Genomic DNA, 22,823 nt, shown 5'->3' with positions numbered 1-22,823 from the left:
TACGTCAGGAGCCTAGGAAGGACCCGTGAGGTCCTGCACCCGCTGGCCGAGGCCTCGGATCAAGGGCGAATGGCTCGCACACGTCGCATTCCATGGGGCGGGACAGACCAAAGGCGAGCCCGCCGCGACATCGTCGGGCGGGCTGCGAGCCTTGGATGATGGGAGGTCTGATACGGCTACCGCACCTGACCTCACGAGGGTGTGAGCAGGTGCTTCATTGCAGCGTTAGCAGATGTACTTCCTTGGGCACACTGCGCCCGAGGAGGTTGATCAACACCAAGGCGCGGTTTCTGTCAATCCTCTCTTCGAACACCGCCTCATAGTCAGCAGTGTTACCATTGACGCGGACCTTGTCGCCGCGCGACCAGCGGCCCTCGATGTCGCCATCGACGTCCGCGATCTTAATGAAGCCGTTCTCCTCGCGCGCCTGGATCATCTCGATGACACGGTCGGGCACGACGAGCGGACGGTCGCCGGCCATGAACATCGCGCGCACGCCCCTGGTCGAGAAGATCCGCTTCCAACCCGCGACGGTCGGATCGAAGCGGACGAACAGATAGGTCGAGAACAGCGGCAGCGCGACGAGGCCGGGCTTAGGCTTCATCTTGGTCGGCTTGGCTTCCTTGATCAGCATCGGCAAGTAGACTTCGAACTGTTGATTGACGAGGTTCTCGCGCGCCGTTCGCTCCTCGTGCTGGCGACTGACGACAATGCTCCAACGCTCCCCGACCACCTGTTGACCCTTCGCCGAACCTTGAACCGCAACCATCACGCCACCCCTTTTTGAACTTCACCGAGCACGAAGCCCATGTCTTTGAGCGGACCCCAGGCGTCCGCGAGTTTGGTTCGGGCCTGACCCGAATGCGGGAAGATCCTCCGTCCTCCGGGGTCGTATCTGGCCAGGTTGAGATACGACTGGACGAAGGCCTCGCCACGAGCTGCCAGCAGCGCGGCCACCACCTCCTCGGGTCCGTCGAAGCGCCGCAGATCAGCGACCTTCCCGCCGAGCCCAAGGCTGCGAGAGGCTGCGCCGCCGGTTGGTTCGAAGTCGACCCAGCGACCCAGCTCGAACCACTCGGCGACGTTCTTGGCCCGGCCCGAGGAGCCATGCGACGACCGGTCAGCAGCATAGGCCCGCGCCGCCTCGACCATGCGGTCGGGATCGCCACCCACCGCCAGCTCAGCGCGGATGACCCTGGTCAGCTCCCGACGGCTGGAGGCGTTGCGACCCTCTCGGGGCCACACAGCCCAGATCGCATCGACCACCTCCCGAACGACGTTCGCGCGCTCGCGCTCGCCCGGTGAGGAAGCGTTAGCTTCCGAACTACTCTTGTCTTCTCTACTCTTCTCTAGGGCCGCAACGTCTTGATTTTCCTCGATATCGCTATCGAGAAGTGATGGGTTCTTTCCGACACCCGCCGACTTCTCCTCGACACCTGCCGACTTCTCCCCGACTTCTGCCCGCCCAGACCGGGTCGTAACGCCCTTCACCGAGCGCCGCTCGTCCTCGAATTTGGCGTTCGAAATGTAGCCAACACCGTCGACCTCGAAGCGGATCAGCTTCTCGCGTGCGATCAGGCGGTCGAGGATCGGATTGAGCTTCTGGACGGCGCAGCCGCAGTGCCCAGCCAGGTAGCGCCGGTTATCCTCCAAAGGTCGCCAGGTCAGATAGAGCAGGTCGATCATCGTGTTGTAGACACCTCGCTCTTCGAGGTTCATCGACGACATCCCGTTGAGGGCGGCAGCAGGATCACGGCGGTAGAAGTTGTCGCGCTTCATGCGCCACCGCCGGGCGCGGCGCGCCGGTCGAGGTAGCGCCGCACGAGGCCCTGGAGCTTGGTTTCGTCGCTTACCTTGGACTGCACGCCGAGATCGGGATCGACCACGCCAGCGGCCTCGCTGGCCTTGAGGCCGAGCACTTCCATCATGGGCGGATCAGAGCCGTCATCGACGACCAGATAGATCGCGGTCACAGGCTCGCCCGCGTCCCAGAGCGGCTGGCCTTCGCGGTCGACGCGGCCGATGCACTGATGGTGCTGGCCGGGCGACCAGTCCAGCTCGCCCTTGACCACGGTCGAGCAGCGCTGCTGGAGCCCATCGACCCCCGCACCGGAGCGCAGGGACATGATCAGGATGTCGGTCTCGCCATTGAGGAACCGCGCAGCCTCCGAAGCCTTGCGGGCCTGCGTCTCGCTGCCGGTGTACATGGCCGGTGCGAGGTCGGCCAACTCGGCCAGCCAGATGTCGTAGACCTCGCGATGCCAGCCGAACAGCAACACCGGCGTGCCGCCCTCGACGAGGATGCGAACGAACCGGGCCACCGCCCGCGCCTTCGAGACGCCCGTCGCTTGACGCACGCGCAGGTCAAGCTGGCGGGTCGCCTCGCCGCGCTCCGACCACGACCCCGAGACCGCCACCTCAGCGAGCTGCTGCGCCATCTCCTCGATGTCGGCGATCTCGCCCGCCTCATAGTCGGTCAGGGTGTGGACGATCACGTTGGGCTTGGGATCGGTCTTGCGTTCCCGAACTAAGGCCTTCTGGTCTCGCAGGTACGCGCCGAGGGCCTTGGTGTCGCTGACATGGCCGCTCGGCGCCCATTCGCGCAGGAAATCGCCGCGTTCACCCAGCACCTCCGGCCGGAGGAACTGCATCACGTTGTGGATCTCGGTGCCGTAGTTGAAGATCGGCGTGGCCGTCAGGCCGAGGCGGTAGCGCGAGGCGGTCGAGAGGCGCATGGCCGCGCCGCCCTTGTCCGTCGCGGTCCCCGCACGCAGGTCGTGGATTTCATCCCAGACCGACAGCCCGCAGCCGAGCAGGTCGAACATGTCGGCCCAGCCGGGCAGGATCATGTAGCTGAAGATCCGCACGTCGCAGGCCGGGAGCGGATAGGGCCGGCCGCCCTCGACGAGGTGACACTTCAGCGTCGTGAAGGTCTCGATCTTGTGTCGCCACTGCTTTTTCAGGTTCGGAAAGCAGACGACCGTCGCCGGCAGCGCGCCGGGCAGCAGCATCGCCGCCCCTGCCGTATAGGTCTTGCCTTTGCCGGTGTCGTCACCGACCAGCAAACCGCCGAACAGACGCAGGATCTCAACCGACCGGCCTTGGTGCGGCCGGATCTCCTGCCCCTCGCGCAGGCCGGTGAACAGCGGCGGCGTGTAGTCGGGCGCCAGGATGCGGTCGGCCTCGGCCTGCATCGCGCCGAACGCCGTTCGCGCCGCATCGAGGGTCGCCAGGTCATCGTTGCTGGCCGCAAGCGGATAGCGCTCGCAGAACCACGACAGGTCCGCCGCGATCGAGGGCGACGCCGGGAAGGTCAACAGCTTGGCGGCCTTGGGCACGCCAGGGAACAGCGCCTTGATCTTGATCGCGACGTGCGGCTCAAGATCCTGCACGACCCATTGATCGCCGGCCCGCGCGAGACTGCCATAGGTTCTCATGCGCGCGCCTCGCGGGCTCGACGCAGCACGAGGAGGCGTTGGCGCGCCAGACGCACGGTGCTGACCTCGCCCGCCCAGACCTGCGGATCGGGATAGGCCGACCATGCGGCCAGCAGGCGCGCGTCATCGTCCAGACCGGGCGGCAGAACCACGGGCACGGGGGTGAAGAAGCTCGCCCTCATAGCCAGGCCCTTCCCATGCCGACAACGGCGAGCGGCTTGCCGTACAGCCTCGGCGGCAGCGACATGGCGACGCCTGTCGCCAGCACGAGACCCTCGACCTGCGGATGGACCGCGTAGCGCAGCAGTTGCCGCTCGATGGCGGCTCGGCCCGCGCCCTTGACCTTCACCTCGACCACGAACCGACCGTCGATCAGGAAGTCGGGCCGGTCGCTCGGTGTCAGGCGATGCTCGCGCGAGACCGCGCCTTCCGGCAGGCTGGCGCGCAGCAGCGTCTCGATATCAGCCTGACAGTTGGCCTCTGTCGACAGGTCAAAGCGCCCCTGCCCGAGCAGGCGCGTGAGTTCGCTTACACCCCCAAGCACCGACTACCCTTCCCAGATCCGAGGTTGCCTATTCCGCCCGCCGGCCATCGCGCGCGCACCGTCGATCCAGATCCGCAGCCGAAGCCACCAGACGCAACCCGACCGCAAGGTCGTCAGGGCGACGCGGACGCGCCCGCGCGCCCACGTCCTGCGACGGACCTCGACCCCCGCGCGAAAGGTCGCGACGCGAACGGCGTTCGTCATGCCGCGATCTCCCGATCGGCCGCGAACGCCGGCAGGTTGGCGGCAATGAACGGGGCTGCGGCGATGGGCGAGACGCTGTTGCCGATCAGGCGGGTCTCGTCGGTCTTGGTGACGGCGGTCCCGGTCGCCGCGTTCCAGTTGGTGCGGTAGGACTTGGGGAAACCCTGCGCCGCCGCCAGCTCGGCGGGCGTGAGCATGCGCATGCCGATGTCGGTGATCTGCATCACCTGACCTGACACCACGACCAGCCCGAACCGCGCCCGCGAGACGACGCTGTGCATTGGATCTGCGAGATCCGCTGCGTCGGCCGTGCCGTAGTATTTCACGAGGAAGGCGCGCAGCTCGTCACCGTGCGCGGCGAAGGGTCGCTGCAGGGTCTCCTGCAAGAGGAAATGGTGACTGCCGCCGGCGGTTATGGTCTTCAGCGCGTCGCGAGGATTGCCCGCCGCCGCGCCGTCGTTGGAGCCGTAAGCGTAGTCGAGATGGGCCGTGATCAGCCGCTGCGTCGTCCCCCGCTGGACAATCGTACTCAGCGGCTCAGACGCCTCACGCCCGACCATGCCGGTATTGGCCTGCTCGACGAAAGCCCCCAACACCTCGACCAGCCCATGCCTCGGCGCCCCGGCCATCACCGTATGCAGCGGCTCGGCCGGATCTTCCCCGATGGAGTTCTCGCTGAACTTGGTCAGATAGGCCGTGGCCAGGCAGCGGTCGGGCTTGCCGATGATCGTGCCGAGCGGATCGTCCAGGCCGCGCGGCGGGCTTTGCGCCGCGCGGCTACCGCATCCGACGACCGCCCCGCCCTGTAAGGTCGGCTGCACGATAGCCAGCTCGCCGCGATGGGCGGCAGTGATCGTTCGGAAGGGATCGCCAAGGTCATGGACCCGGTCGCCGCCCTGATGCGTCAGAGGCACGATGAACGGATCGCCCGTCGCGATGACATAGCGCATCACCCCCTTGGCGATCCGCGCCAGGGTCGCGGGCTCCAGCGGGCGCTTGGCCCTTATGCCCCGCTCGCGACACTGCGCCTGCGTCAGGAAGATCGACGGACAGGGCAGCGAGAAGTCGATGCAGTCGGCGGCGGGCACATAGGGCTTGAGCCCCCTGGCCTTGGCGACCTTGCGGTTGGCGTGGGTCGGTGACGGCCAGACGATCTTGAGCCCGTCGCGACGCGCGATCAGGATCAGCCGCTTGCGCGTGGTCGGCGCGCCATAGTCTGCCGCCACCCAATCGACCTTGTACTCGACGACATAACCGCACTGGCGAAGCCGCTGACACCACAGGCCGAACGTCTCGCCCCGCCGGGCCGGGTCGGGCCGCTGCAAGCCCTTGTCGTCGGGCGGCAGCAGCGGCCCCCAATCGACGAACTCCTCGACGTTCTCCAGAAAGATCACGTCGGGGGCCAGATCACCCAGCAGCTTGGCGACCTTGACCACCACCCACGCCAGGCCCCGCACGCGCGGGCTGACGGGCGCGCTGCCCTTGGCCTTGCTGAAGTGGCGACAATCGGGCGAGGCCCAGAACGACCGCCACTTCACGCCCGGCCGGATAACGGTCGGGTCGATGTCGAACACGTCGGCGATGAAGTGCTCGGTCTCGGGACAGTTGGCCATGTGGACGCCGATGGCCGTGGCGTTGTGGTTCAGCGCGACGTCAGGATGCTTGCCCAGCGCGATGCGGTAGGCCTCCGACGACCCGCCCGCGCCCGCGAAATAGACCACGTCGATCGGACGGTCGGCCTCGGCATTGGCCGGGGCGATATAGGGATGCGACGCGCCATCAGCCATGCGCCACCGCCAGCGCGCGCTTCAGCTCGTGCGGCTTGAGGTCGAAGAGAGACGCGGTCTCGGCCAGTTTCCAGCCGGCGGCGATGAAACGCGAGGCGAAGCGAGCCTTGCGGGCCGCCGTCTCGCTGACCACGGGGCGCGACCGAGGCTCGGCCTTGCGACGCGGGGCCGAGGCGGCGCGGGGCTTGCGGGGAGGCCGGGCCACGGCGCGGGCCGCTACCTCGCAGGCGCGGCAGTGACCATAGCCGCGCGGCTTGGCCGCGCACGCGTCAGGCGCCTGACAGTTCGGACGGCTGACCTCGTGACGCAGGGCGCGAACGGCGACCGGCTCCGGCGGGGCCTCACCGAGTATGTCAGCCACGACAGCAGCTTCGGCCGCCAGGAACGAGGCCAGGCGGCGTCGGCGCGTGACGCGAACCGACTTCGCCACTAGCCCGACCGCCTCAGCCGCCGCGTCAATGTTCATGACGCCCGCGCGGTCGAGCCCCGACGCGGCGGCCGACAGGCAACGGCGATCCCGGCTACAGACCCCGGCGAACACCGCCATCAGGTCATCGCCATAGGCCCGCGCCGAGACCTCGACCGCGCGATCGACATTGACGTCGCCGAATGACAGCTCGCGAGGACGGCTCATTGGGTCGGCTCCAGCCGGTCGGCTTCGGCCCGGCCTCGGTCGGTCAGACACCAAAGCTTGTTTTCCGAACCTCGCCCGGCGCGTTCGCCGAGCACGAGGCCGAGGCTCTCCAGCCGACGAAGACGCTGGCCAACCCAGACCGAGCCGACCCCGAGCGTCCCGGCGACAGCCGAGGCAGAGACGCGCGGCGCGCTCGATCGCGATGGGAACTTTCGCTCCAGCGAGCCCAGCGCCAGCAGCACCTTGCCGGGGCCACCCAGCGCGTCGTCGAGCACCGGCCGATATGACCGCGAGGCCATCGCGAGCGGCCTGTCGCGATTGAACTGAGCCGCGTACTCGGCGTCGCAGGCCATCCGCACGTCGTGAACCGGCCGCGACAGGATCGTCGCGCAGGCCTGCCAACTGGCGCGGACACTGCGGCGGCGCTCGGCCACATAGGCGATCTCGCCCGCCGTCAGGCGTTCCCGCGTCGCGGTTGGAGCCAGGTCGTGGCCGCCGATCTGTGAGCGCAGGATCGCGCCCCCCCCCATTTGCATTTTCAGTCCTCCCGAAAACCCATGCGGTCGCGTGCGGCCTGAGCCTCTTGCGCGCCAACCTCGATCAGAATGTCGCCAAGCGCCTTGGCCCCGTCGGCGATGACCGGCGCCCAGGTCGTGCGCGTACCCGGCCCGCCCTCGACCCAAAGCCGCGCCTGATCGACGAAGGTCTTGGCCCAGCGACGGCGGATGTCGGTCGCGGCGACAGGAAAATTGTCGCCGGCCAGACCCTTGAGGCTGGCGGCGAAGTCATGCGCGGCGGCGGTCGGTTCGGCGACGGCGGCCTTGGCGAAGTCCAGCATCGCCAGCCATGCGCGACGGTCTGGCGACGAACGGCGTTCGCCGCCAGGGCGGCCCGATGGACGCCGCGACTGGCCGGGGCGGTATGATCCATAGCCGCTCATTCGGGCGCACCCGGCGGCATCAGCTTGCGCGCGGCGTCAGTGAAGACCTCGGCGGCCTCAAGGCATTCGCGCCCGGCGCGGGCGCGCGCGGCGGCGTCGGCGTCTGGCCGGCTGGCGTCGGCCAGGGCGGCAACAGCCTCACCGCCCTCGCGCGCGGCGGGGCCGATGAAGCCCGCAATCGCCGCTGCGTCCGCCGGACCCTCGGTGATGTTCTTCAGCAGCAAGCCATAGGCCTGCATCATCGGAGCATGGCTGCCACCGGCTCTCAGATAGGCCGCGTCGAGCAGCAAGGCCTCTTCGATCGTCGGCAGGGCGCCGGTATCGCCCTCCGACCAGTTGCGCACCGTCCGCTCGGACTTGCCGACCACGTCGGCCGCCTTGCGCCAGGTGATGCGACCGACCACACGGGTCACGGCGTCGGCGAAGCTACCGGGTGCGCGCAGCTTGGTCATGCCGTCACCGCCGGGAAGCTCATCGCGCCGCCGGTTGGGGGAGAACCGGCGGCGCGCGCCTGACGACGCGGGGCTGGAGACACCCCCGTCAGGCGGTCGGACTGGCGAAGGGCGCGGCGTTGCAAAACGGCGCGGCGATCGCAAACGACAAAGGTCGAGGTCGCGGCTAAATATCGCGGCATGAAGGGGGCGGCGGGGCGGGTCACGGCTTAACCCCGCCGGGACTCATGAGACCGTCGCCGCCCCAACAGAAGGCACTGCTAACATGACGTTCGAAGAAACCACGGCGGGCCGCCAACGCGCCCACGCCACGATCCTCGCGGCCCTTGTCGCCATCAACCTCAAGGGGCTGGAGCCCCGCGAGGTGGAAATCGTGCGCGAGATCTTGGCCCGCCCCTGGCAAGCTCGGAACGAAGCCGAGGTTCAGCCGGAAAGTCAGGCCGCCATAGACCTGCGGCATGAAGCCATGGCCGAGACCGACAGGATCGTCGATCTGGCCATCGAGCTGGCCGCCAAGACGGCCGGCGAGAGAAAGCAATGACGTCGGCTGAGCCCGACCCAGCAGGGCCAGCAGCTCGCGGGCGGCGTCAGGGTCGATGCGCTCGACGAAGATCCGGTCGAGATCCGAGAACGGGGCGGTCATCGGGCAAATGCCCAGATCGGGTTACAAGGCGCGGTGTTCTTTGCGCCCCCCGACAACCTGCGCTCGACGGCGATGTGTCGCAGTGTCGCAGCGGGGGAATTGTCAGCGTTTCGTTGAGCTACGCTGTAAGACGCGGGGATGACCGACCCTACGAGTTCTCCGGAGTTTCGCGCCCTCAGTATTTTGGCCTCGGCGGTCGCCGAAACCTTCGAGCGATTAGGCCAGAGCGAGGTCTTCATGGCCAAGCTGATGCTGGCCACCGAGGACTTGCGACGACCCGACAGCGAGGACGATCCTGCTATCATTTGGGCCGAGCGGCTCGCGAAACAGTTGCTCGTCGGATAGTTCACAGCTTGACCGTGCGCGCGAGGCGTGCAGCATTCGCAACCCTTGGGGGTGTGAATGCCGCGTATGCGTATCAGTGTGTCTGCGCTTCTCGATCCGAGCGTAAGGGTCGGGGGGCGGCGGCGAGCGTTGGTGGACACGCGCAAGCTGCTGGAGCCGGCCGCCCCAAGTCTGGCCGAACCACGCCCAGCCACCGCCCTTGCGGTGGCGGACGCGGCGATGATCTTGGCGATAGGATCGACCTCGCGTGCCATCACGAGATGCGCGATGACAGTATCGGGCGCCCTCGACCGACTGGATACCGACACGAGCCTCGACAGCGCCGTGCGAACCGCCGCCGCCGGGATCATCCTTGCGCGTTGCGCCGAGTGCCAGCGCTGCGCACCGATGGCCTGACAGGCCGTCATTCGGCGGGAACAGGCAGAGCCCGCTCCAAGTTGGTCAATTCCTGCTCGACGCGCTCAAGCGTCAATACGCCGACGTCCCGGCCATCGGCCAGGGCATCCAGCTTCTTGCCATCGTTGAACAACAGCGTGCTGAGCCGGGCACGGCTTATGCCGCGCCTTGCGGCGTAAGCATCACATCGTGAGAGAAACGTCGGAATGACCATGGCACGGATTGATGCGGGTAATTACCCGCTTCGTCAAGACGCATTACCCGCGTTCGCATGGGCCGGGGAGCCGGGCACTATGCGGGGCATGTCCCGCACCCTTGTTGAACGAATTGAGAGCCGCCTGAAGGCGCTGGGCAAGACACCGGAAGCGGCGTCTAGAGAAGCCGGGCTTAGCCGGGATTTCATTAGGACCCTTCAGCGACGCCCCAATACTAACCCTCGCGCCGAGAACCTCGCGCGGTTAGCCAACTCCCTCGAATGCAACATCGGCTATTTGCTTGCTGAGACAGAGGATGTGGGCAGAGCGGAAGCGCTCGCCGTACCGACCAGTATCCAGCTACCGATCCGCTACGAGGTTGCAGCCGGCCCCTGGCTGGCGGTGGACGACTTACCGCAAGAGCCGATCGGCTGGAGTGAGGCGCAAAACTTTCCGAATTTGCCATTCCCCCAATGGCTTGAGCGTGTCCGGGGGGACTCGTTCAATCGGGAAATCCCCGATGGAGCCCTCATTCATGTGGTCGATGCCATCGCGATGGGTTACGCGCCGAGGCACGGCGACGTGGTCGTGGTGACGCGTTCACGCGCCCAAGGCAGCTTCGTCGAGCGGACCGTTAAACAAATCGAGATCAACGCCAGCGGCGTGATCGAGCTTTGGCCACGGTCACACAATCCAAAATGGAACAGCCCGGTATCTCTTTCTGAAGACGCGCACGCCGACACTGTTATCGAAATATCGGCAAAAGTGTTGAAAGCCTACATGTCGTTTTGACTTGCTGATACTAACGCTGCAATCGTCGCGCCTCTCGCAAATCGAGGCTTTCGTATACCTTTATCGGCGCACCTGTTTTTGTTTCCACGACAAGTCGCTTCAGATAATCAGGCCCCGCTATAGCGCAATCTGCTGCGGATACGAGCTGGTCGCGCTGATCAAGCGACAAAGCCGCCCACGACCTCAGGTCGACGACAAGATGCAGGCCGTCCCTCCTCACGGCCATGTCGCGAACCAGAAGCCCTGCGCGCGCTCCCTCAATCGTCCGGTTCGACCAAGTCATGTCACACGTCGGCTCAGGCCGAGCTGAGGGGACAACCTTGCGGACTGGAACGGGCGGCGAGACCTCGCCAGGCCACGAGAAATAGATCGCGCTACCCAAGATCACCGCCCCGACAAAAAGGCCGGCCAGTAGGTCTGCTCGCGCCTTCGAAACTCTGATCATCCGCCCCAGCCCCCCACTCGCCTGCGATCATAGGCAAGAGGGAAAGATCGGGAAATGCGGGTAATAATCCGCATTCCTCTTGACGCGGGTATCTACCCGCATCTAACGATATGGTCACCCGCACCGGACGATTAAGCGCACAGGGCGTTTATCCAGGACTGGTCGAGCGCTGAGAACCTCTAAGGTCCCCATCGCTCCGGTGCGGCGGGGGACCGTCATGCCGCTGCCCGCTTCGCCAAAACTACCCGTCCGCCGCTCGGCGACGATCATCTACCCTGCCGCGTTTCATCCGCACCGTGTCGAGACGCCTCAGGAATGGGCGGCCGAGGCGGTGCGACAGCACATGTCCGCGCTCAGCGCCCGCGGTGACTGGCCAAGCCAGCGTGGCGACATCGCCGCGCCCGCCGCGCCGCTCCTCGCCCGCTTCGATGACACGTCCGGCCGGTTCGACCGTGTCGGGTTCGGCGGCGGCCTCGCCTTTGCCCACCCCGCCGCCATCGTCGCGCCGCTGCCGCAGCCGCCAAGGTCATGGCTGAGCCGGCTGCTCGGCGTCGCCCGATGAGCGCCGGGGCCGCCATGCGCGAGGCGCACGCCGAGATCGACGCCGACGCCGCGAACGCCGTTCGCGAAGCCTGCGCCGCCAGGGTTCGAAAGATCCTGTTCGAACGGTTGGGGATCAAGACGGGCGACCCCCGCCAGGCCCTGCCCGAAACCGCCAGCCTGACGGACGACTTCAAGGCCGACAGCCTCGACAAGCTGGAGCTGACACTCGACATCGAAGATGAGTTCGACGTCGCCATCAGCGACGAGGACGCCAACCGGATCGACACGGTCGCCGCGATCGTCGACTGGATCGTCGAAGGCCGGGCCTCGTGATGGCCGCCGCCGCCACCTTGGCCGCGCCCGAGGTCACCATCATTCCGCCCGAGGCCCGGTCGGTCGTCTTCCATCTGTCGCCCTTTGCCAAGGGCTGCGAGACCGCCGCCGTCGGCGACCGACGCCGGGGCTACGCCGTACATCGCAGGCCCGGACAGGCGCTTGCCGCCCTGCTCAACAGGCTGGAGGTGTCGGCGCGCCAGGTCGCGATCTCGCAGATGACCAACGGCGAGCTGGCGATCCATCCGGTGGGCATGCCGCATCAGCCATGGGCGTTCGTCTGGGAAGGCCTGAGCGCCGCCGAGGCCTCGACCGCCCTGGACGCCCTCAAGGCCCTGCCACCGCGAGGCCGCCCATGACCCGCTGGAAAGCCGGCGACGGCGCCCGCGTCGTCGACCTGTCGGATCTGAAGCTGCCCAAGGGCAAGCCGCCCTTCGCCGTCGGCGACATCGTCGAGGTGTCGGCGGTCTCGGCCGACGGCAAGTCGCTTCGCTTCCCCAAACACTCCGGCTGGTTCCGCGCCAGCCGCTTCGAGAAGCTCTAGGAGCCTCAATGTCCGCCCTGACCTTACTGGCGTTCCAGAACGCCGACGTGCTGCGCGCCGTGCGCGCCACCCCGCCCGCCGAGATCCCGACCATCACGGCCCTGGCCAACTTGATCGGGCGCGACGTCAGCAACTTCAGCAAGACCCTCAAGCTGCTGAGCGGGTCGGAGCTGATCGACGTGATCTCGTCGAGCCCGCTGGAGATCAAGCTGACCTCGACCGGCGACGCCGCCCTCGACGCCCTGCTGCGCGCCGAGGGTGACCCGGCAGCCACGCCCGACGGCTATGTCGCCTTGACCCACGCCGAGATCGGCCCCGACCCCGACAACGCCCGCACCCAATCGGGGCTGAGCGACGCCGAGATCACCCAGATGGCCGAGAGCCTGCTCGACAAGGGCATGCTGCAGTCGCCGGGCGTGCGCCACAATCCACTGGTCGGCCCAGACTGGCTGCTGACCATGGGCGAGCGCCGCTGGCGGGCATGGGGCCGCCTGATCGAGCAGGGCGATTGGCCCGCCGACAAGCGCATTGTCTGCAAGATCGACGAGAGCGACGACGCCGGCCGACTGGAGGCGGGCCTCGTCGAGAACCTGCAACGCAGCGACCTCAACAACCTCGAAGCCGGCGAAGGCTTCCTGACCCTGGCCACGCGCCACGATCGCACCCCCGACCAGATCGCCAAGATCATCGGCAAGACGCCGCGCTATGTGCAGATCGCCATGAAGGTGGCCAAGGAAGCCAGCCCCGAGGACAAGGCCCGCTACGTCGAGAGCGAGCGCGCCTACGCCCACGCCAAGACCACGGGCGGCGAGGCCAAGCGAACCTTTACTTGGGAGAACCTGCGCGACGAGGTGCGCCTGCCCAAGCACAAGGCAGCCCTGGACAAGAACGGTCGCGTGACCCTGCTGGTCGTCGAGCTGGCGCACCGCCAGGTCAAAGATCCCATGATCAGCGATGACGGCTGGAGTGAGATCTCGCACCCGCCGGGCGGCGGCTATTGGGGCGAAGCCGAGGGTCTCGACCTCGTCGAGGAAGATCGCGGCCCCGCCTACATGCGGGCGCGGATCACGGCCAAGGCTCGCGACTGGCTTACCGCGCGCGGGTTCGACGTCGATCCCGAGAAGGTTCTGGCCGAGATCCGGACGGAAGCCCTCGGCCCTATGGGCGAGCGCCTGGCGCGCGAGGAGGGCCGCTACGCCACGAGCTTCGTCAATCCGCCGAAGCCGGCGCCAGAGCCGGGCGCAGGGCCCGAGGAGGCCGAAGAGGCAGATGACGCCAGCGACGAAGTCGAGTGCTACGGCTGCAACAAGATGTTCTCGGACGATCGCGACGAGACCCTTTGTCCCGCATGTCGTCCGGCAGAGGAGACCACGGGCGACGGGGACGAGCACGAGGACGGCGACGAGGAAGCGGCCCCAGCATCGCCCCTGCCGCCCCCGCGCGACAGCTTCGCGGCGCTGATCCGAGCGGTAAACGCCGACGACCAGCCCGCCGCATCGCCCCGCCTCGAAGAGGCGATGCGCCAGCTCATCGACACCCGCGTCGATCCCGCCGCGACACCGTCGGTCGACCAGCCGCACGGCCCCGGCTTCACCAACGAGGAGTGGATCGCCCTCGTCGAGCTGGCCCACAAGATCAACGTCTCGCCCGTCGAGGCGCGCGGCGGCTCGATCATCGGCGCGACCGTCGGCAACTATCAGTCCGGCCCCGGCGCCAAGGCGGCGCAGGGCCTGATCCACAAGCGCATGCTGGGCTTCGTGCAGGCCCCCGCCGGTCTCGCCTTCATCGCCTACCTCACGCCCGCCGCGTCGGAGCATTTCGAGGAGGAGGTCAGCCTGTCGGTGCTGGCCAGCCATCAGCGCGAGACGCTCGGCGACCCGGCCTGCGACGCCTTGGCCAAGGCGGGCCTCGCCTATTCCACGCCCTGGCTGAATACCGCACCAATGGCCGTCACCGGCGAACCGCTGATCAGCGGTAGTGACGTGGCGACCGACCGCATCGAGATCCCGATCGACAACTGGTCGAGCGAAGACCGCCCCGGCGCGGCGCTGGTCGAAACGACCGAGGCGCTGGAGGCGTTCGACGGCAAGATCCCGGCCGCCGATGTCGACGAGCACATGCGGCGATGCTGCGGCTACCTGCTCGTCTTCGCCCGCGAGGCGGACGCCATCGAGACGCACGTCGCGATCGGTACGAAGACCGAGGCCGACGAGCTGGCCGACGTGCTCATGGCGTCGGGCCTTTACGAGACCATCGACCTCTATGTCGGCGGCCGGACGGCTAACGCGGTCTGCAAGTCATGGACGCGCCAATGACCCCGCAAGACGTCATCGACCACCACGCCGCCGAGGCGGGTCGCTATGTGCAGATCGCCCGCAACTGGACCGACATGGCCGTCGCCGAGGCCCGCCGCGCCGACGCCCGACCCAACCCCGTGCGCAGCGCCGGCCTGCACCAGTGCGCCAAGGCGGCCATGGCCATCGCCCAAAGCCACCTCGACATGGCGCACGCCCTGTCGCCGCTGATGGGTGCGAACGCCGTTCGCCCGACTGAAGACGATCGGCTGTCGGCATGAACCCGCCACCGCTCAAGCCCGACTTCCGCCAGTTCGGCGGCGCGGTCGCCATCGCCGTACTGCTCTGGATGACCATCGTCCAAATCGCCCGCGCGCTGCTGAGCCGACCGTCATGAGCCGGCTGCTGCGCACCCCTGACCCGGCGGCCATGGCCGCCAGCGTCGCCGACCGGCCGATCAAGGCCGACCCCTTCCGACCTTCCGCCCCGGCCTTCTACGGCCCGGCGACCGCCCGTAACAGGAGACCCCGCATGTCGTCAGACATCCGCTACGCGCTCGTGCGCAAGCCCACCGATCCGGCCTGCAAGCCGGTCGTCCACGCCAGCCTGGCCGCCTTGGTGCAGGCCATCCACCGCGACCGGAGCGGCGACAGCCTCCAGACCTTCGACGCCCAGATCGAGATCGAGGTCGACGGGGCGCTCGTGCCCCGCAAGGGCGTGTCGATCTTCGCCACCGCCGAGGGCGAGCGCTCGCGCTACCTCGGCTGGGCTTACCTCAATGGCCGCAGCGCCGCCGCCCTGCGCGCCGCGCTCGAAGTCGCCACGCCCGACGTTCCCGTCGTCGGCCGGAAGGCGGCCTGACCATGGCGCATGTGATGCACGACCTCGAAACCATGGGCAACGAGCCCGGCCGGGTGCTGGCCTCGCTCGGCGCCACGGTGTTCGACCCGCACGGCGTCTTTGTCGGCGAGCCGTTCTCGATGAACATCGACGAGCAGAGCTGCCTCGACGTCGGCCTGACCCTCGACCCCGAGACGGTCGCATGGTGGCAGGCGCCGGAACGCGCGGACGCCTACGCCGCATTGAAGGTGAACCCGCGCCCGCTGGCCGAAGTGCTCGACATGTTCGACGCCTATTGGACCTTTGTCGGGGGCCACCGGATTTGGGGCCAGGGCGCGGACTACGACGCCGTGCTGCTGGCCGCCGCCTATCGCGCCCTCGGCCGCAAGCCGCCGTGGAAGTACAACGCCGGACGCGACACCCGCACCGTCTACGAGATGGGCGACGTCACCGTGACCAAGCATCTGGGCACGCACCACGTCGCGCTCGACGACGCGGTCACCCAGGCCGGGGACGTGCAGGAGAGCTATCGGCGGCTTTGGCTGGACCGCGTGCAGGACCGGTCGCGGATGGAGGTCAATCTCGAAACCATTGCTGGCGTCGTTCACCGCCTGATCGACCTCGCCGAGCCGGAGTTCGCGGGCGGTAGCGCCGAGACGTTCCGCACCTTGGCCAGGGATCTCGACGGCCTGCTGCCGGAAGGCCTGAGGGTGCGGCCATGATCACGACCGCGACCCTGCCGACGCCGGGCCACATCACCCCGCGTTTGAGCTGGCCCCGCCCGCCGTCGGAGAACACGCTGTCGCCCCGTTGGGCGGGCGAGTTCACCACCTTCGAAGATTGGGTGAGCTTCGCCACGACCCGCCTTACCGGCACACGCGACCCGCTGATGGGCGGCCAGGTTGGGTCGGTCTGCGTCGATGCGCTCGGCCGCCGCTGCACCATGGGCGGCCACTTCATGCGCGCCCGCGACGAGGGCGCGTTCCCGGTGCGGTATTTCTTCGACTGCGCGTCGGACGTCGAGCCGTCTCTGGCGATCCGCGACGTGGTCGCCGAGCGCCATCGCCAGACCAGCGAGGAAGGCTTCACGCTGGCGGACGATGACGGCTACGCGCCCGGCACATTGTCCGGCGCCGCAGCCTGCTACGTCATACACGCCACCGAGACCCAGCTCGACGGCCAGTTCGCCCCGTGCTGCCCGCCGCCGCTCTGGCCTTGGGCGCGCGAGTGGTGGAAGCCGAACGGCGTTCGCCGCGCCCTGGTCAAGGCCGCCGCCCTGATCATCGCCGAGATTGAGAAGATCGACCGCAAGGCCGCGCGCGGCGAGCACGGCGTCGAGGTCGCGCCATGAGCGACGAGATCGAAGACCACGAGCACGGCTACCACGAGGACGGCCGCCCGACGCTCTGCACCCTGTCCGCCGCGATCCAGTGCTGGTCGGGGCTGCAAGGCGTCCGCCCGGTCACGGTCGGCGAGGCCGCGACCACCTTCAACCTGACACCGCAACGGATCGTCGAGGCCGTCGAGTGGCATCCGTGGATGTTCCTCGCGGGCGAAGGCCCGGCCGTCGATCAGATCATCGAGCACGAGGGCGAGTGATGCAGCTCAACCGCGCAACCGACAAGCACGAGGCCCTGTATCAGGACCTGATCGCCGCCATGCGCAGGCATGACCTCTCGGCCATCGAGATCCTCGCCGTGACCGCCAACATGGTCGGCAAGGTTCTGGCCATGCAGGACCAGACCAAGGGCGACGCAGCGCTCTACATGCGCATCGTCGCCGCCAACATCGAGAAGGGCAACCAGCAGGCCCTGGCCGAGATCCTCAATCCGATGGGGAGGGCGTGATGCAGCGACACGTCGACATCAAGGCCATGGCGCAGACCGCCTTCGCCGACCACGAGCTGCGCCGCGAGGGCGGATACACGTGGCGGATGATGAAGCCCAAGACGTGGAACTACGGGTTCCGGGTCACGTGGGCGCCGGGCGCGGTGATCATCACGGGCGACCTCGGCGAGATCGTCTATCGCGGAATGACCGACCTTTGGACGAGCCCTTGGGATGCTGCGCTGTTCGTCAAAGGCTGCGACTACGACTACCTCACCGGCAAGACCGGAACCGGCAAGCTCTTCGACCGCGAAGCCACGGCGCGCAGCCTGCTGCTCCAGGCCGAGGATGATCGCCGATGGGGCGGCACGACCGTCTGGGAAGGGCTCTGCCGTCGCTACAGCGACACCTTCCTGACCAGCTACGCCGACCTCAACCCACGCCTAGTGACCGACCAGATGCGCGCCGCCAAGGCGCTGCGGAACGACACGGATCTTACCGCCGAGCAGGTCTATCACCTGACATCCGACGGGGAACAGTCGGTCTATAGCTGGCCGCCAGCTACGCGGTGGCAGTACGAAGCCCTCCAGCTTTGGGCCACGGCGATGGCGGCCAGCGAACCGGCTTGGCATCGGGCTTGGCGGGCGTGGCGCAACGGGGTGCGCTGGCTTCGCGGCTTCAAGTCGTGCCCCGTCTGGTTCCGACCCGACCTCTTCGAGAGCAGCCAGGAGATCAACGGCGCGAGGTTCTGGGTCAAGGCCAAGGCGGGCAGCTACTATCGCGGCGTCGGCCCGTTCAAGCTGCTCGGCCACGACCTGAGCCGCTTCGGATTGTGGCGCTCGCGCGGGAACTCTTGGTCGTTCGACGGGCGGGATCGCTACACCATCTGGCGTGCCAGCGCGCGGAGGGTGACCCATGCCTAACCGCCGCAATCTCGGAACCGTTCGCGGCCAGCCCTTCATGGGCGGCGCCGGGTTCACGCCCGGTTGCTGGCGGGCCGACCCGCCGACCGGAACCGTCGCCGTTCCCGAGGGACCGCAAGGCCCGATCATCCGCCCCGACGAACCCGAGCACGTGGCTGGTGGCCGCCTGCGCGATCCACGCACCGCCGCCAATCTCGCGGCCCGCGACGAGGCCTTGAAGCCGCGCCGCTGGAGACCCTCATGAGCTGGTCGGACACCGCCGCCACCCCGGCCGAGAAGATCGAGCAGGCGCTCGCCTTCATCGCCAGCCCCAAGATGGGCGTGAACCATCGCAAGGATGACTACTGCTATCAGCCCTGCCGGCACGGTCTGCACGTTTGCGGCCAACACCCCGACGGCGACAACTTCCTGACCATCGTCAACCTGCCGGTCGCGACGCCCGAGCAAGGCCAGGCCCTGTTCGACGCGGCCAAGGGTCTGCTCGCGATCACGACGGGCGAGCCGCAGGAACTGGTCGTCGACCGGCAGGCCGACTTCGACACCCACGAAGACTTCCCCATGTCGCGCCAGATGCTTGACCGCCTCGTGCGCCTTTGGGCCACCGGAGGAGAGGCGAATGTCTGATCGTATCCACGAGCTGAAGACGTGGCCAGAGCCGTTCGAAGCCCTGGCCGAGGGTCGCAAACCCTTCGAGGTCCGCTGGGATGACCGCGACTTTCGCGTCGGCGATTACCTGCTGCTGCAAGAGTACATGCCCGGTCACGACCCCAGCTTCACCGGCCGCGAGATCATCCGCCAGGTGACGTTCGTGCTGGCCGGTGGCCAGTTCGACTTGCCGATCGGCGTGGTGGTCATGGGCCTTGTCGATCACGGCCGGGTCGATGCGTTGGAGCGCGAGCTGCTGCGATGCTCGGAGCACCTGCGCGACTTCGCCGCCGCGCACCCGATGGAGAGTTCGACCGACATCGACGGGGCGCTGTACTGCGCCGAGCAGCTCCTCAATCGGAAAGAAGCCAGAGCCCCAGCAAAGGAACCGCCGCTCGAATGGGGCGGTGTCGACGGAGCCCTAACCGTCGCCTGGAACAGGATGCTCGAAATGGATGATCGGAACTCTCCGGAAGAGTACCCCGACATGATCCTGATCACACGCGAGGAGCTGGAGCGGGCCATGGCCGAAGCTGCGGACAGCATAGTTCCGCCCGGCCATTCGCAAAGCCGCGCCTCGTCGGAGCCCGCTTGATGGGCGCAGCAATCACCATGAGCGCTGAGCAGTCAGCCTTCCTCGCGCGGTTCGCCAGTCGAGGCTGGATGCACGCCGTCCGCGACGACGCCTTCGAGCAACTCGCCGTCGACCTCGGCCTGCGCAAGCGCTGGCTTAGGCGCGAGGGCAACGAGGCGCACTTCACGCCCAAGGGCCACAGCGCCTTGGTGGGTGACTGATGAACCTTCGCATCCTCAAGAAGCTATCGAAGCGCGCCGCGCCCCTGCTCGTGCAGCTCGGCGAACGCCGCGAGCAGTTCGCCGCCCGCGCTCAAGACAGCTACGGCGTTCCGCTCGTGCGCGACCGCAAGCATTGGGATCGGTCGCGCTGCCATCCGACCTACAAGGGTTGGAATAACTGGAGCGTCCCGGCCGGGCGCGAGATCGTGTTCACCACGCGCGCAGGCCACACCGTCGTGATGCGCCCGCCGAGCTGCCCCCTGAAGGGGACGATCATGTTTGGCGGTACGGACGGCGGCGAGCAGCCGGAGTGGAGCGAGGACAACGCCTATAGCATCCTGATCGACTACTGCTTTTGGCACTTCGGTGACGTTGTCGGCGAGGATCTGGATTGGGTCAGCAACCGCGCGCTCAACACCCCGCGCCAGGTGTTCGCGGCAGCGGCCGACATGGTCGCCGAGCGCGCCCGCAAGGCGGTGCGCTGATGGGATACGTCAAATCCGCAACCCAAGTCTTCTGCCGCCAGTGTGGCCGCCGCGTCCGCAAAGTGACGGACGACATCGACTTCGGCCGGGCCGCGACCTGCGAAGATCGCAAGGAACAACCCGCCACGATTGAAGAGGCGCGCCGCAGGGTGAACCTGAGGATCGTTCACACGATGCGAGACGCCGACCGACTGATCTGTCGGGTGTCGATCTGGGATGGGGAGACCTACGCGGGCCATTTCTGCACGAACAATTGCGCGATCGGCTTCGCGCATTCCGTCCTGCGGAACCAACCCACCCTCGGAACCCAAGCGTACCATGAAGCCGTCGCCGGCAGTGGTCGGAACTGACCATGCCCGTCACCGATCATGTCGCCCCCGATGGCGCGACCCGCCGCAAGATCGAGGCGCTGACCGAGGGACTGGTCAAGCTCGACACCTTGCCGCCCCGGAAGCTCTCAGCCTACGCGACGGCGATCATCCTCGGCCTCGATCGCCGCGAGGCGCTGCTCGAAGCGACATACGGCAAGAACTGGCGTTCGCCCGGCGCGGGCTGGAATGTTCCGGTAGTCGAGCGGTCGGAAGAGGACACGCTGCGCCGGCTGGACGACAAGGCCAAGCGCCTGTTGGCGGTGCAGAAGTGACACCGACAGAGCACGACATCGTCGCCCTGGCGCACGAGATCCAGTGGGCGCAAGCCCGAGAGATCGCCCGCGCTAACGGATCGTTCCGTCGCTGCACAGGACGCAATGCCGCCGAGCTGCGCCGCCAGGCCGTCGCCTCGGAGTTTGACCCGCACGCCGCGACCGAGCTGGCGGGCCTGATTGAACGCCGGCTGTTCCCCGAGGGCCTGGCCGACGCGCGAACGGCGTTCGGCGCGCCGACGACGGCCATCGCCTGACATGCCCCCCGCCGCGCCCCTCCATCAGCGCGAAGCGTCCCCGGCCGGGGACGAACTCGATCCCGAGATCCTGCTCGTGATCGAGGCCCTTGCGCGCGCCAACGCGCGCAGGGACTATGCCGCCGCCGAGAAGCGAGAGACGGCCTAACCATGCGCGTTGCGCTCTATGCCCGCTATTCCGACGACCGGCAGAATGAGCGCTCGATCGCCGATCAGGTGGTCGTCTGTCGGCGGCATGCCGAGGCACGCGGTTGGACTGTCGTCGCCACCTTCTCCGACGCGGCGATCAGCGGCTCGGCCATGGCCAATCGGCCGGGCCTGCACCAGCTCCTGGCGCAGGCCGAGGCTGGCGAGTTCGACCTCGTGCTGGTCGAGGAGCAGGATCGCCTCGCCCGCAACCTTGAGCACGAGGCTCACGTCTTCAACCGCCTCAAGCAGGTCGGCGTCGGCATCGCCACGCTCCAGACCGACCGCGTCCAGATCATGGACGTGGCGTTCAAGGGCCTGATGAGCGAGCTGTTCCTCGAAGGGCTGTCGGCCAAGACCAAGCGCGGCATGCACTCCAACGCCGAGAAGGGCCTGGCCACCGGCTCTAAGCTGTACGGCTACATCACAGCGCCCGGCGGCGCGCAGTCGATCGTAGAGGAGCAGGCCCAGATCATCCGCCGGATCTTCGACGACTATGGCGGCGGCTACACCGGCCGCGAGATCGCCGACAGGCTCAACCGCGACCACATCCCCGGGCCGCAGGGCGGGGTTTGGAACGCCAGCACGATCGTCGGCTCGCGCCATCGCGGCAACGGCATCCTGCGCAGCGAGATCTATGTCGGCGTCAAGGTCTGGAACCGGTTCGACATGCGCAAGGATCGCGCCACCGGCAAGAAGGTGCAGCGCATCCGACCCGAGGCCGAGTGGCGACGGGTGGCGGTTCCGCATCTGGCCATCGTCGATCAGGCCGCATGGGATGCGGTGCAGAAGCGCTTCGCGATCAGCGGCCCGACCCGCACCCCGCATCTCGCCAACCGCCACAAGCCCGGCCTGTTCTCCGGCCTGCTCAAGTGCGGCGACTGCGGCGGCAACTACACGATCAAGGCCAACGGCCGGTTGATGTGTTCGAACCACGTCAACAAGGGCGACGCCGCCTGCGCCAACCGTCGCAGCGTGATGCGCGCCGAGGTCGAGGATCGCGTTCTCACGGGCCTGCGCACGCGGATGCTGTCGCCCGCCGCCGTCGCCGCCTATGTCCGCGCCTATCATGCCGAGTGGCACGCCGCCGCAGCGTCACGCCGAAACCGCCGCGCACCCCTCGATCGCCGCCTCGGCGAATTGACCCGTACGATCGAGCGACTGGTCGACGCGATCTGCGAGGGCGCCGCGTCGCCGGCCATGCGCGCCAGGCTGGCGACGCTTGAGGCCGAGAAAGCCGAGATCGAGATCCAACTCAAGGACACGGGCGACGACAGCCCCATCGCGCTGCACCCCGGCGCGGCCGACGTCTACGCCCAACAGGTGCGCGAGCTGCACGAGCGACTGGCCGAGCTGACAGACGGTCGCCCGACCGCCGACGACCGCAAGGTGATCGAGGCGGTGCGCCGGCTGGTCGAGAAAGTCGAGATCCGGCCGACCTCCCAGGACAAGAGGTCGCCGGTCGAACTGCTCATGTTCGGCCGCGTCGCCGAGTTCATGAGACCGTCTGGTGACCAAGTCGCCCCAAGTGGGAGCCGACTGGTGGTTGGAGGCGGGATCGAACCGCCGACCTGTGGGTTATGAATCCACCGCTCTAACCATCTGAGCTACCCAACCGTTCCAGAACGGAGCGGCGTCATACGCTCTCGCGGCCTAGGCATCAAGCCTGCAAGCGCGATCCGCCGAAGTGGCCGCC

The 22,823-nt window shown here is 67.6% G+C and carries 36 protein-coding genes, 1 tRNA gene and 1 pseudogene; 24 read left to right on the top strand and 14 right to left on the bottom strand.

The window, feature by feature from the left end:
• Nucleotides 1–214 precede the first annotated feature (214 nt).
• From ACW176_RS08875 to ACW176_RS08825, 11 genes are all read right to left on the bottom strand, one after another.
• Nucleotides 215–769 (bottom strand): transcription termination/antitermination NusG family protein, encoded by a 555-nt coding sequence (locus tag ACW176_RS08875; RefSeq protein WP_492111674.1) that lies wholly within the window; start codon nt 767–769, stop codon nt 215–217.
• Complete coding sequence (locus tag ACW176_RS08870) at nt 769–1,779, bottom strand: DUF1376 domain-containing protein (protein ID WP_492111673.1); 1,011 nt, start codon at nt 1,777–1,779, stop codon at nt 769–771. Before ACW176_RS08870 ends, ACW176_RS08875 begins: the two co-directional genes overlap by 1 nt.
• Nucleotides 1,776–3,437 (bottom strand): SNF2-related protein, encoded by a 1,662-nt coding sequence (locus ACW176_RS08865; protein ID WP_492111672.1) that lies wholly within the window; start codon nt 3,435–3,437, stop codon nt 1,776–1,778. The genes ACW176_RS08870 and ACW176_RS08865 overlap by 4 nt, the downstream gene beginning before the upstream one ends.
• Entirely contained in the window at nt 3,434–3,619 is a 186-nt protein-coding gene (locus ACW176_RS08860) for a hypothetical protein (RefSeq protein ID WP_492111671.1), read from the bottom strand. The genes ACW176_RS08865 and ACW176_RS08860 overlap by 4 nt, the downstream gene beginning before the upstream one ends.
• Nucleotides 3,616–3,981 (bottom strand): hypothetical protein, encoded by a 366-nt coding sequence (locus tag ACW176_RS08855; RefSeq protein WP_492111670.1) that lies wholly within the window; start codon nt 3,979–3,981, stop codon nt 3,616–3,618. The genes ACW176_RS08860 and ACW176_RS08855 overlap by 4 nt, the downstream gene beginning before the upstream one ends.
• 200 nt (nt 3,982–4,181) lie before the next feature.
• Nucleotides 4,182–5,972, bottom strand: a complete 1,791-nt coding sequence (locus tag ACW176_RS08850) for a DNA cytosine methyltransferase (RefSeq protein ID WP_492111669.1) — start codon at nt 5,970–5,972, stop codon at nt 4,182–4,184.
• Complete coding sequence (locus ACW176_RS08845) at nt 5,965–6,606, bottom strand: hypothetical protein (protein ID WP_492111668.1); 642 nt, start codon at nt 6,604–6,606, stop codon at nt 5,965–5,967. The genes ACW176_RS08850 and ACW176_RS08845 overlap by 8 nt, the downstream gene beginning before the upstream one ends.
• Nucleotides 6,603–7,142: a hypothetical protein gene (locus ACW176_RS08840; RefSeq protein ID WP_492111667.1), complete on the bottom strand. Its 540-nt coding sequence runs from the start codon at nt 7,140–7,142 to the stop codon at nt 6,603–6,605. The genes ACW176_RS08845 and ACW176_RS08840 overlap by 4 nt, the downstream gene beginning before the upstream one ends.
• A gap of 2 nt (nt 7,143–7,144) precedes the next feature.
• Nucleotides 7,145–7,546: a hypothetical protein gene (locus ACW176_RS08835; RefSeq protein WP_492111666.1), complete on the bottom strand. Its 402-nt coding sequence runs from the start codon at nt 7,544–7,546 to the stop codon at nt 7,145–7,147.
• Nucleotides 7,543–7,998, bottom strand: a complete 456-nt coding sequence (locus tag ACW176_RS08830) for a hypothetical protein (protein WP_492111665.1) — start codon at nt 7,996–7,998, stop codon at nt 7,543–7,545. Before ACW176_RS08830 ends, ACW176_RS08835 begins: the two co-directional genes overlap by 4 nt.
• Nucleotides 7,999–8,200: 202 nt before the next feature.
• Nucleotides 8,201–8,641, bottom strand: coding sequence for a hypothetical protein (locus ACW176_RS08825; protein WP_492111664.1), 441 nt, complete (start codon nt 8,639–8,641; stop codon nt 8,201–8,203).
• A 138-nt stretch (nt 8,642–8,779) separates the two neighbouring features.
• Between ACW176_RS08825 and ACW176_RS08820 the strand changes: the two genes are divergently transcribed.
• Complete coding sequence (locus tag ACW176_RS08820) at nt 8,780–8,986, top strand: hypothetical protein (RefSeq protein ID WP_492111663.1); 207 nt, start codon at nt 8,780–8,782, stop codon at nt 8,984–8,986.
• A gap of 267 nt (nt 8,987–9,253) precedes the next feature.
• Nucleotides 9,254–9,382, top strand: a complete 129-nt coding sequence (locus tag ACW176_RS08815; RefSeq protein WP_492111662.1) for a hypothetical protein — start codon at nt 9,254–9,256, stop codon at nt 9,380–9,382.
• A 7-nt stretch (nt 9,383–9,389) separates the two neighbouring features.
• Here the strand turns inward: ACW176_RS08815 and ACW176_RS08810 are convergent, their stop codons facing one another.
• Nucleotides 9,390–9,596 carry a hypothetical protein gene (locus tag ACW176_RS08810; RefSeq protein ID WP_492111661.1) on the bottom strand — a complete coding sequence of 69 codons (207 nt, stop codon included), beginning with the start codon at nt 9,594–9,596 and terminating at the stop codon, nt 9,390–9,392.
• Nucleotides 9,597–9,684: 88 nt separating this feature from the next.
• Between ACW176_RS08810 and ACW176_RS08805 the strand changes: the two genes are divergently transcribed.
• The 22 genes and pseudogenes from ACW176_RS08805 to ACW176_RS08700 all read left to right on the top strand — a co-directional run.
• Complete coding sequence (locus tag ACW176_RS08805; protein WP_492111660.1) at nt 9,685–10,368, top strand: LexA family protein; 684 nt, start codon at nt 9,685–9,687, stop codon at nt 10,366–10,368.
• A gap of 662 nt (nt 10,369–11,030) precedes the next feature.
• Complete coding sequence (locus ACW176_RS08800) at nt 11,031–11,375, top strand: hypothetical protein (RefSeq protein WP_492111659.1); 345 nt, start codon at nt 11,031–11,033, stop codon at nt 11,373–11,375.
• On the top strand, nt 11,372–11,689 hold the full coding sequence (locus ACW176_RS08795) for an acyl carrier protein (protein WP_492111658.1): 318 nt from the start codon (nt 11,372–11,374) through the stop codon (nt 11,687–11,689). The genes ACW176_RS08800 and ACW176_RS08795 overlap by 4 nt, the downstream gene beginning before the upstream one ends.
• A complete protein-coding gene (locus tag ACW176_RS08790) occupies nt 11,689–12,048 on the top strand; it encodes a hypothetical protein (protein WP_492111657.1) in 360 nt (119 codons plus the stop codon). Before ACW176_RS08795 ends, ACW176_RS08790 begins: the two co-directional genes overlap by 1 nt.
• The gene (locus ACW176_RS08785; RefSeq protein ID WP_492111656.1) at nt 12,045–12,233 is read left to right on the top strand and encodes a hypothetical protein; all 189 of its coding nucleotides are present in this window, start codon (nt 12,045–12,047) and stop codon (nt 12,231–12,233) included. The genes ACW176_RS08790 and ACW176_RS08785 overlap by 4 nt, the downstream gene beginning before the upstream one ends.
• A gap of 8 nt (nt 12,234–12,241) precedes the next feature.
• Nucleotides 12,242–14,548: a ParB N-terminal domain-containing protein gene (locus tag ACW176_RS08780; RefSeq protein WP_492111655.1), complete on the top strand. Its 2,307-nt coding sequence runs from the start codon at nt 12,242–12,244 to the stop codon at nt 14,546–14,548.
• Complete coding sequence (locus tag ACW176_RS08775; protein WP_492111654.1) at nt 14,545–14,808, top strand: hypothetical protein; 264 nt, start codon at nt 14,545–14,547, stop codon at nt 14,806–14,808. Before ACW176_RS08780 ends, ACW176_RS08775 begins: the two co-directional genes overlap by 4 nt.
• 112 nt (nt 14,809–14,920) lie before the next feature.
• Nucleotides 14,921–15,388, top strand: coding sequence for a hypothetical protein (locus tag ACW176_RS08770; RefSeq protein WP_492111653.1), 468 nt, complete (start codon nt 14,921–14,923; stop codon nt 15,386–15,388).
• Between the two features lie 14 nt (nt 15,389–15,402).
• A complete protein-coding gene (locus ACW176_RS08765; protein ID WP_492111652.1) occupies nt 15,403–16,089 on the top strand; it encodes a 3'-5' exonuclease in 687 nt (228 codons plus the stop codon).
• Complete coding sequence (locus tag ACW176_RS08760) at nt 16,086–16,718, top strand: hypothetical protein (RefSeq protein WP_492111651.1); 633 nt, start codon at nt 16,086–16,088, stop codon at nt 16,716–16,718. The genes ACW176_RS08765 and ACW176_RS08760 overlap by 4 nt, the downstream gene beginning before the upstream one ends.
• Nucleotides 16,715–16,966, top strand: coding sequence for a hypothetical protein (locus tag ACW176_RS08755; protein ID WP_492111650.1), 252 nt, complete (start codon nt 16,715–16,717; stop codon nt 16,964–16,966). The genes ACW176_RS08760 and ACW176_RS08755 overlap by 4 nt, the downstream gene beginning before the upstream one ends.
• On the top strand, nt 16,966–17,214 hold the full coding sequence (locus ACW176_RS08750; protein WP_492111649.1) for a hypothetical protein: 249 nt from the start codon (nt 16,966–16,968) through the stop codon (nt 17,212–17,214). Before ACW176_RS08755 ends, ACW176_RS08750 begins: the two co-directional genes overlap by 1 nt.
• Complete coding sequence (locus ACW176_RS08745) at nt 17,214–18,116, top strand: hypothetical protein (RefSeq protein ID WP_492111648.1); 903 nt, start codon at nt 17,214–17,216, stop codon at nt 18,114–18,116. The genes ACW176_RS08750 and ACW176_RS08745 overlap by 1 nt, the downstream gene beginning before the upstream one ends.
• Nucleotides 18,109–18,360, top strand: coding sequence for a hypothetical protein (locus ACW176_RS08740; protein ID WP_492111647.1), 252 nt, complete (start codon nt 18,109–18,111; stop codon nt 18,358–18,360). The genes ACW176_RS08745 and ACW176_RS08740 overlap by 8 nt, the downstream gene beginning before the upstream one ends.
• Nucleotides 18,357–18,740 (top strand): hypothetical protein, encoded by a 384-nt coding sequence (locus tag ACW176_RS08735; RefSeq protein ID WP_492111646.1) that lies wholly within the window; start codon nt 18,357–18,359, stop codon nt 18,738–18,740. Before ACW176_RS08740 ends, ACW176_RS08735 begins: the two co-directional genes overlap by 4 nt.
• A complete protein-coding gene (locus ACW176_RS08730; RefSeq protein ID WP_492111645.1) occupies nt 18,733–19,356 on the top strand; it encodes an ASCH/PUA domain-containing protein in 624 nt (207 codons plus the stop codon). The genes ACW176_RS08735 and ACW176_RS08730 overlap by 8 nt, the downstream gene beginning before the upstream one ends.
• Complete coding sequence (locus ACW176_RS08725) at nt 19,356–19,556, top strand: hypothetical protein (RefSeq protein ID WP_492111644.1); 201 nt, start codon at nt 19,356–19,358, stop codon at nt 19,554–19,556. Before ACW176_RS08730 ends, ACW176_RS08725 begins: the two co-directional genes overlap by 1 nt.
• Nucleotides 19,556–20,041: a hypothetical protein gene (locus ACW176_RS08720; protein WP_492111643.1), complete on the top strand. Its 486-nt coding sequence runs from the start codon at nt 19,556–19,558 to the stop codon at nt 20,039–20,041. The genes ACW176_RS08725 and ACW176_RS08720 overlap by 1 nt, the downstream gene beginning before the upstream one ends.
• A complete protein-coding gene (locus ACW176_RS08715) occupies nt 20,041–20,391 on the top strand; it encodes a hypothetical protein (RefSeq protein ID WP_492111642.1) in 351 nt (116 codons plus the stop codon). Before ACW176_RS08720 ends, ACW176_RS08715 begins: the two co-directional genes overlap by 1 nt.
• Nucleotides 20,392–20,393: 2 nt before the next feature.
• Nucleotides 20,394–20,684: a hypothetical protein gene (locus ACW176_RS08710; protein ID WP_492111641.1), complete on the top strand. Its 291-nt coding sequence runs from the start codon at nt 20,394–20,396 to the stop codon at nt 20,682–20,684.
• Nucleotides 20,681–20,941: a hypothetical protein gene (locus ACW176_RS08705; RefSeq protein WP_492111640.1), complete on the top strand. Its 261-nt coding sequence runs from the start codon at nt 20,681–20,683 to the stop codon at nt 20,939–20,941. Before ACW176_RS08710 ends, ACW176_RS08705 begins: the two co-directional genes overlap by 4 nt.
• 150 nt (nt 20,942–21,091) lie before the next feature.
• Nucleotides 21,092–22,087, top strand: a pseudogene (locus ACW176_RS08700) (recombinase family protein); the annotation flags it as partial.
• 135 nt (nt 22,088–22,222) lie between these two features.
• On the opposite strand, the gene ACW176_RS08695 reads toward ACW176_RS08700, so the two are convergent.
• Nucleotides 22,223–22,645, bottom strand: coding sequence for a hypothetical protein (locus ACW176_RS08695; RefSeq protein ID WP_492111639.1), 423 nt, complete (start codon nt 22,643–22,645; stop codon nt 22,223–22,225).
• A 22-nt stretch (nt 22,646–22,667) separates the two neighbouring features.
• Nucleotides 22,668–22,744, bottom strand: a tRNA-Met gene (locus ACW176_RS08690).
• Nucleotides 22,745–22,823 lie beyond the last annotated feature (79 nt).

Source organism: Caulobacter sp. FV1ye13L, assembly GCF_058681155.1.
The sequence above is the reverse complement of the archived record's forward strand: the minus strand, read 5'-3'. Positions and strand labels throughout refer to the sequence as shown.

Excerpts from the sequence above, each read along its gene's own strand:
- ACW176_RS08770 (WP_492111653.1), top strand. The coding sequence starts at position 14,921 with ATGAGCCGGCTGCTGCGCACCCCTGACCCGGCGGCCATGGCCGCCAGC.
- ACW176_RS08735 (WP_492111646.1), top strand. The coding sequence starts at position 18,357 with ATGAGCTGGTCGGACACCGCCGCCACCCCGGCCGAGAAGATCGAGCAG.
- ACW176_RS08795 (WP_492111658.1), top strand. The coding sequence starts at position 11,372 with ATGAGCGCCGGGGCCGCCATGCGCGAGGCGCACGCCGAGATCGACGCC.
- ACW176_RS08820 (WP_492111663.1), top strand. The coding sequence starts at position 8,780 with ATGACCGACCCTACGAGTTCTCCGGAGTTTCGCGCCCTCAGTATTTTG.
- ACW176_RS08805 (WP_492111660.1), top strand. The coding sequence starts at position 9,685 with ATGTCCCGCACCCTTGTTGAACGAATTGAGAGCCGCCTGAAGGCGCTG.
- ACW176_RS08720 (WP_492111643.1), top strand. The coding sequence starts at position 19,556 with ATGAACCTTCGCATCCTCAAGAAGCTATCGAAGCGCGCCGCGCCCCTG.
- ACW176_RS08815 (WP_492111662.1), top strand. The coding sequence starts at position 9,254 with ATGACAGTATCGGGCGCCCTCGACCGACTGGATACCGACACGAGCCTC.
- ACW176_RS08725 (WP_492111644.1), top strand. The coding sequence starts at position 19,356 with ATGGGCGCAGCAATCACCATGAGCGCTGAGCAGTCAGCCTTCCTCGCG.
- ACW176_RS08825 (WP_492111664.1), bottom strand. The coding sequence starts at position 8,641 with ATGACCGCCCCGTTCTCGGATCTCGACCGGATCTTCGTCGAGCGCATC.
- ACW176_RS08755 (WP_492111650.1), top strand. The coding sequence starts at position 16,715 with ATGAGCGACGAGATCGAAGACCACGAGCACGGCTACCACGAGGACGGC.
- ACW176_RS08750 (WP_492111649.1), top strand. The coding sequence starts at position 16,966 with ATGCAGCTCAACCGCGCAACCGACAAGCACGAGGCCCTGTATCAGGAC.
- ACW176_RS08785 (WP_492111656.1), top strand. The coding sequence starts at position 12,045 with ATGACCCGCTGGAAAGCCGGCGACGGCGCCCGCGTCGTCGACCTGTCG.
- ACW176_RS08800 (WP_492111659.1), top strand. The coding sequence starts at position 11,031 with ATGCCGCTGCCCGCTTCGCCAAAACTACCCGTCCGCCGCTCGGCGACG.
- ACW176_RS08760 (WP_492111651.1), top strand. The coding sequence starts at position 16,086 with ATGATCACGACCGCGACCCTGCCGACGCCGGGCCACATCACCCCGCGT.
- ACW176_RS08835 (WP_492111666.1), bottom strand. The coding sequence starts at position 7,546 with ATGAGCGGCTATGGATCATACCGCCCCGGCCAGTCGCGGCGTCCATCG.
- ACW176_RS08840 (WP_492111667.1), bottom strand. The coding sequence starts at position 7,142 with ATGCAAATGGGGGGGGGCGCGATCCTGCGCTCACAGATCGGCGGCCAC.
- ACW176_RS08865 (WP_492111672.1), bottom strand. The coding sequence starts at position 3,437 with ATGAGAACCTATGGCAGTCTCGCGCGGGCCGGCGATCAATGGGTCGTG.
- ACW176_RS08790 (WP_492111657.1), top strand. The coding sequence starts at position 11,689 with ATGGCCGCCGCCGCCACCTTGGCCGCGCCCGAGGTCACCATCATTCCG.
- ACW176_RS08850 (WP_492111669.1), bottom strand. The coding sequence starts at position 5,972 with ATGGCTGATGGCGCGTCGCATCCCTATATCGCCCCGGCCAATGCCGAG.
- ACW176_RS08775 (WP_492111654.1), top strand. The coding sequence starts at position 14,545 with ATGACCCCGCAAGACGTCATCGACCACCACGCCGCCGAGGCGGGTCGC.
- ACW176_RS08715 (WP_492111642.1), top strand. The coding sequence starts at position 20,041 with ATGGGATACGTCAAATCCGCAACCCAAGTCTTCTGCCGCCAGTGTGGC.
- ACW176_RS08765 (WP_492111652.1), top strand. The coding sequence starts at position 15,403 with ATGCACGACCTCGAAACCATGGGCAACGAGCCCGGCCGGGTGCTGGCC.
- ACW176_RS08845 (WP_492111668.1), bottom strand. The coding sequence starts at position 6,606 with ATGAGCCGTCCTCGCGAGCTGTCATTCGGCGACGTCAATGTCGATCGC.
- ACW176_RS08730 (WP_492111645.1), top strand. The coding sequence starts at position 18,733 with ATGTCTGATCGTATCCACGAGCTGAAGACGTGGCCAGAGCCGTTCGAA.
- ACW176_RS08830 (WP_492111665.1), bottom strand. The coding sequence starts at position 7,998 with ATGACCAAGCTGCGCGCACCCGGTAGCTTCGCCGACGCCGTGACCCGT.
- ACW176_RS08875 (WP_492111674.1), bottom strand. The coding sequence starts at position 769 with ATGGTTGCGGTTCAAGGTTCGGCGAAGGGTCAACAGGTGGTCGGGGAG.
- ACW176_RS08745 (WP_492111648.1), top strand. The coding sequence starts at position 17,214 with ATGCAGCGACACGTCGACATCAAGGCCATGGCGCAGACCGCCTTCGCC.
- ACW176_RS08710 (WP_492111641.1), top strand. The coding sequence starts at position 20,394 with ATGCCCGTCACCGATCATGTCGCCCCCGATGGCGCGACCCGCCGCAAG.
- ACW176_RS08860 (WP_492111671.1), bottom strand. The coding sequence starts at position 3,619 with ATGAGGGCGAGCTTCTTCACCCCCGTGCCCGTGGTTCTGCCGCCCGGT.
- ACW176_RS08740 (WP_492111647.1), top strand. The coding sequence starts at position 18,109 with ATGCCTAACCGCCGCAATCTCGGAACCGTTCGCGGCCAGCCCTTCATG.
- ACW176_RS08780 (WP_492111655.1), top strand. The coding sequence starts at position 12,242 with ATGTCCGCCCTGACCTTACTGGCGTTCCAGAACGCCGACGTGCTGCGC.
- ACW176_RS08810 (WP_492111661.1), bottom strand. The coding sequence starts at position 9,596 with ATGGTCATTCCGACGTTTCTCTCACGATGTGATGCTTACGCCGCAAGG.
- ACW176_RS08870 (WP_492111673.1), bottom strand. The coding sequence starts at position 1,779 with ATGAAGCGCGACAACTTCTACCGCCGTGATCCTGCTGCCGCCCTCAAC.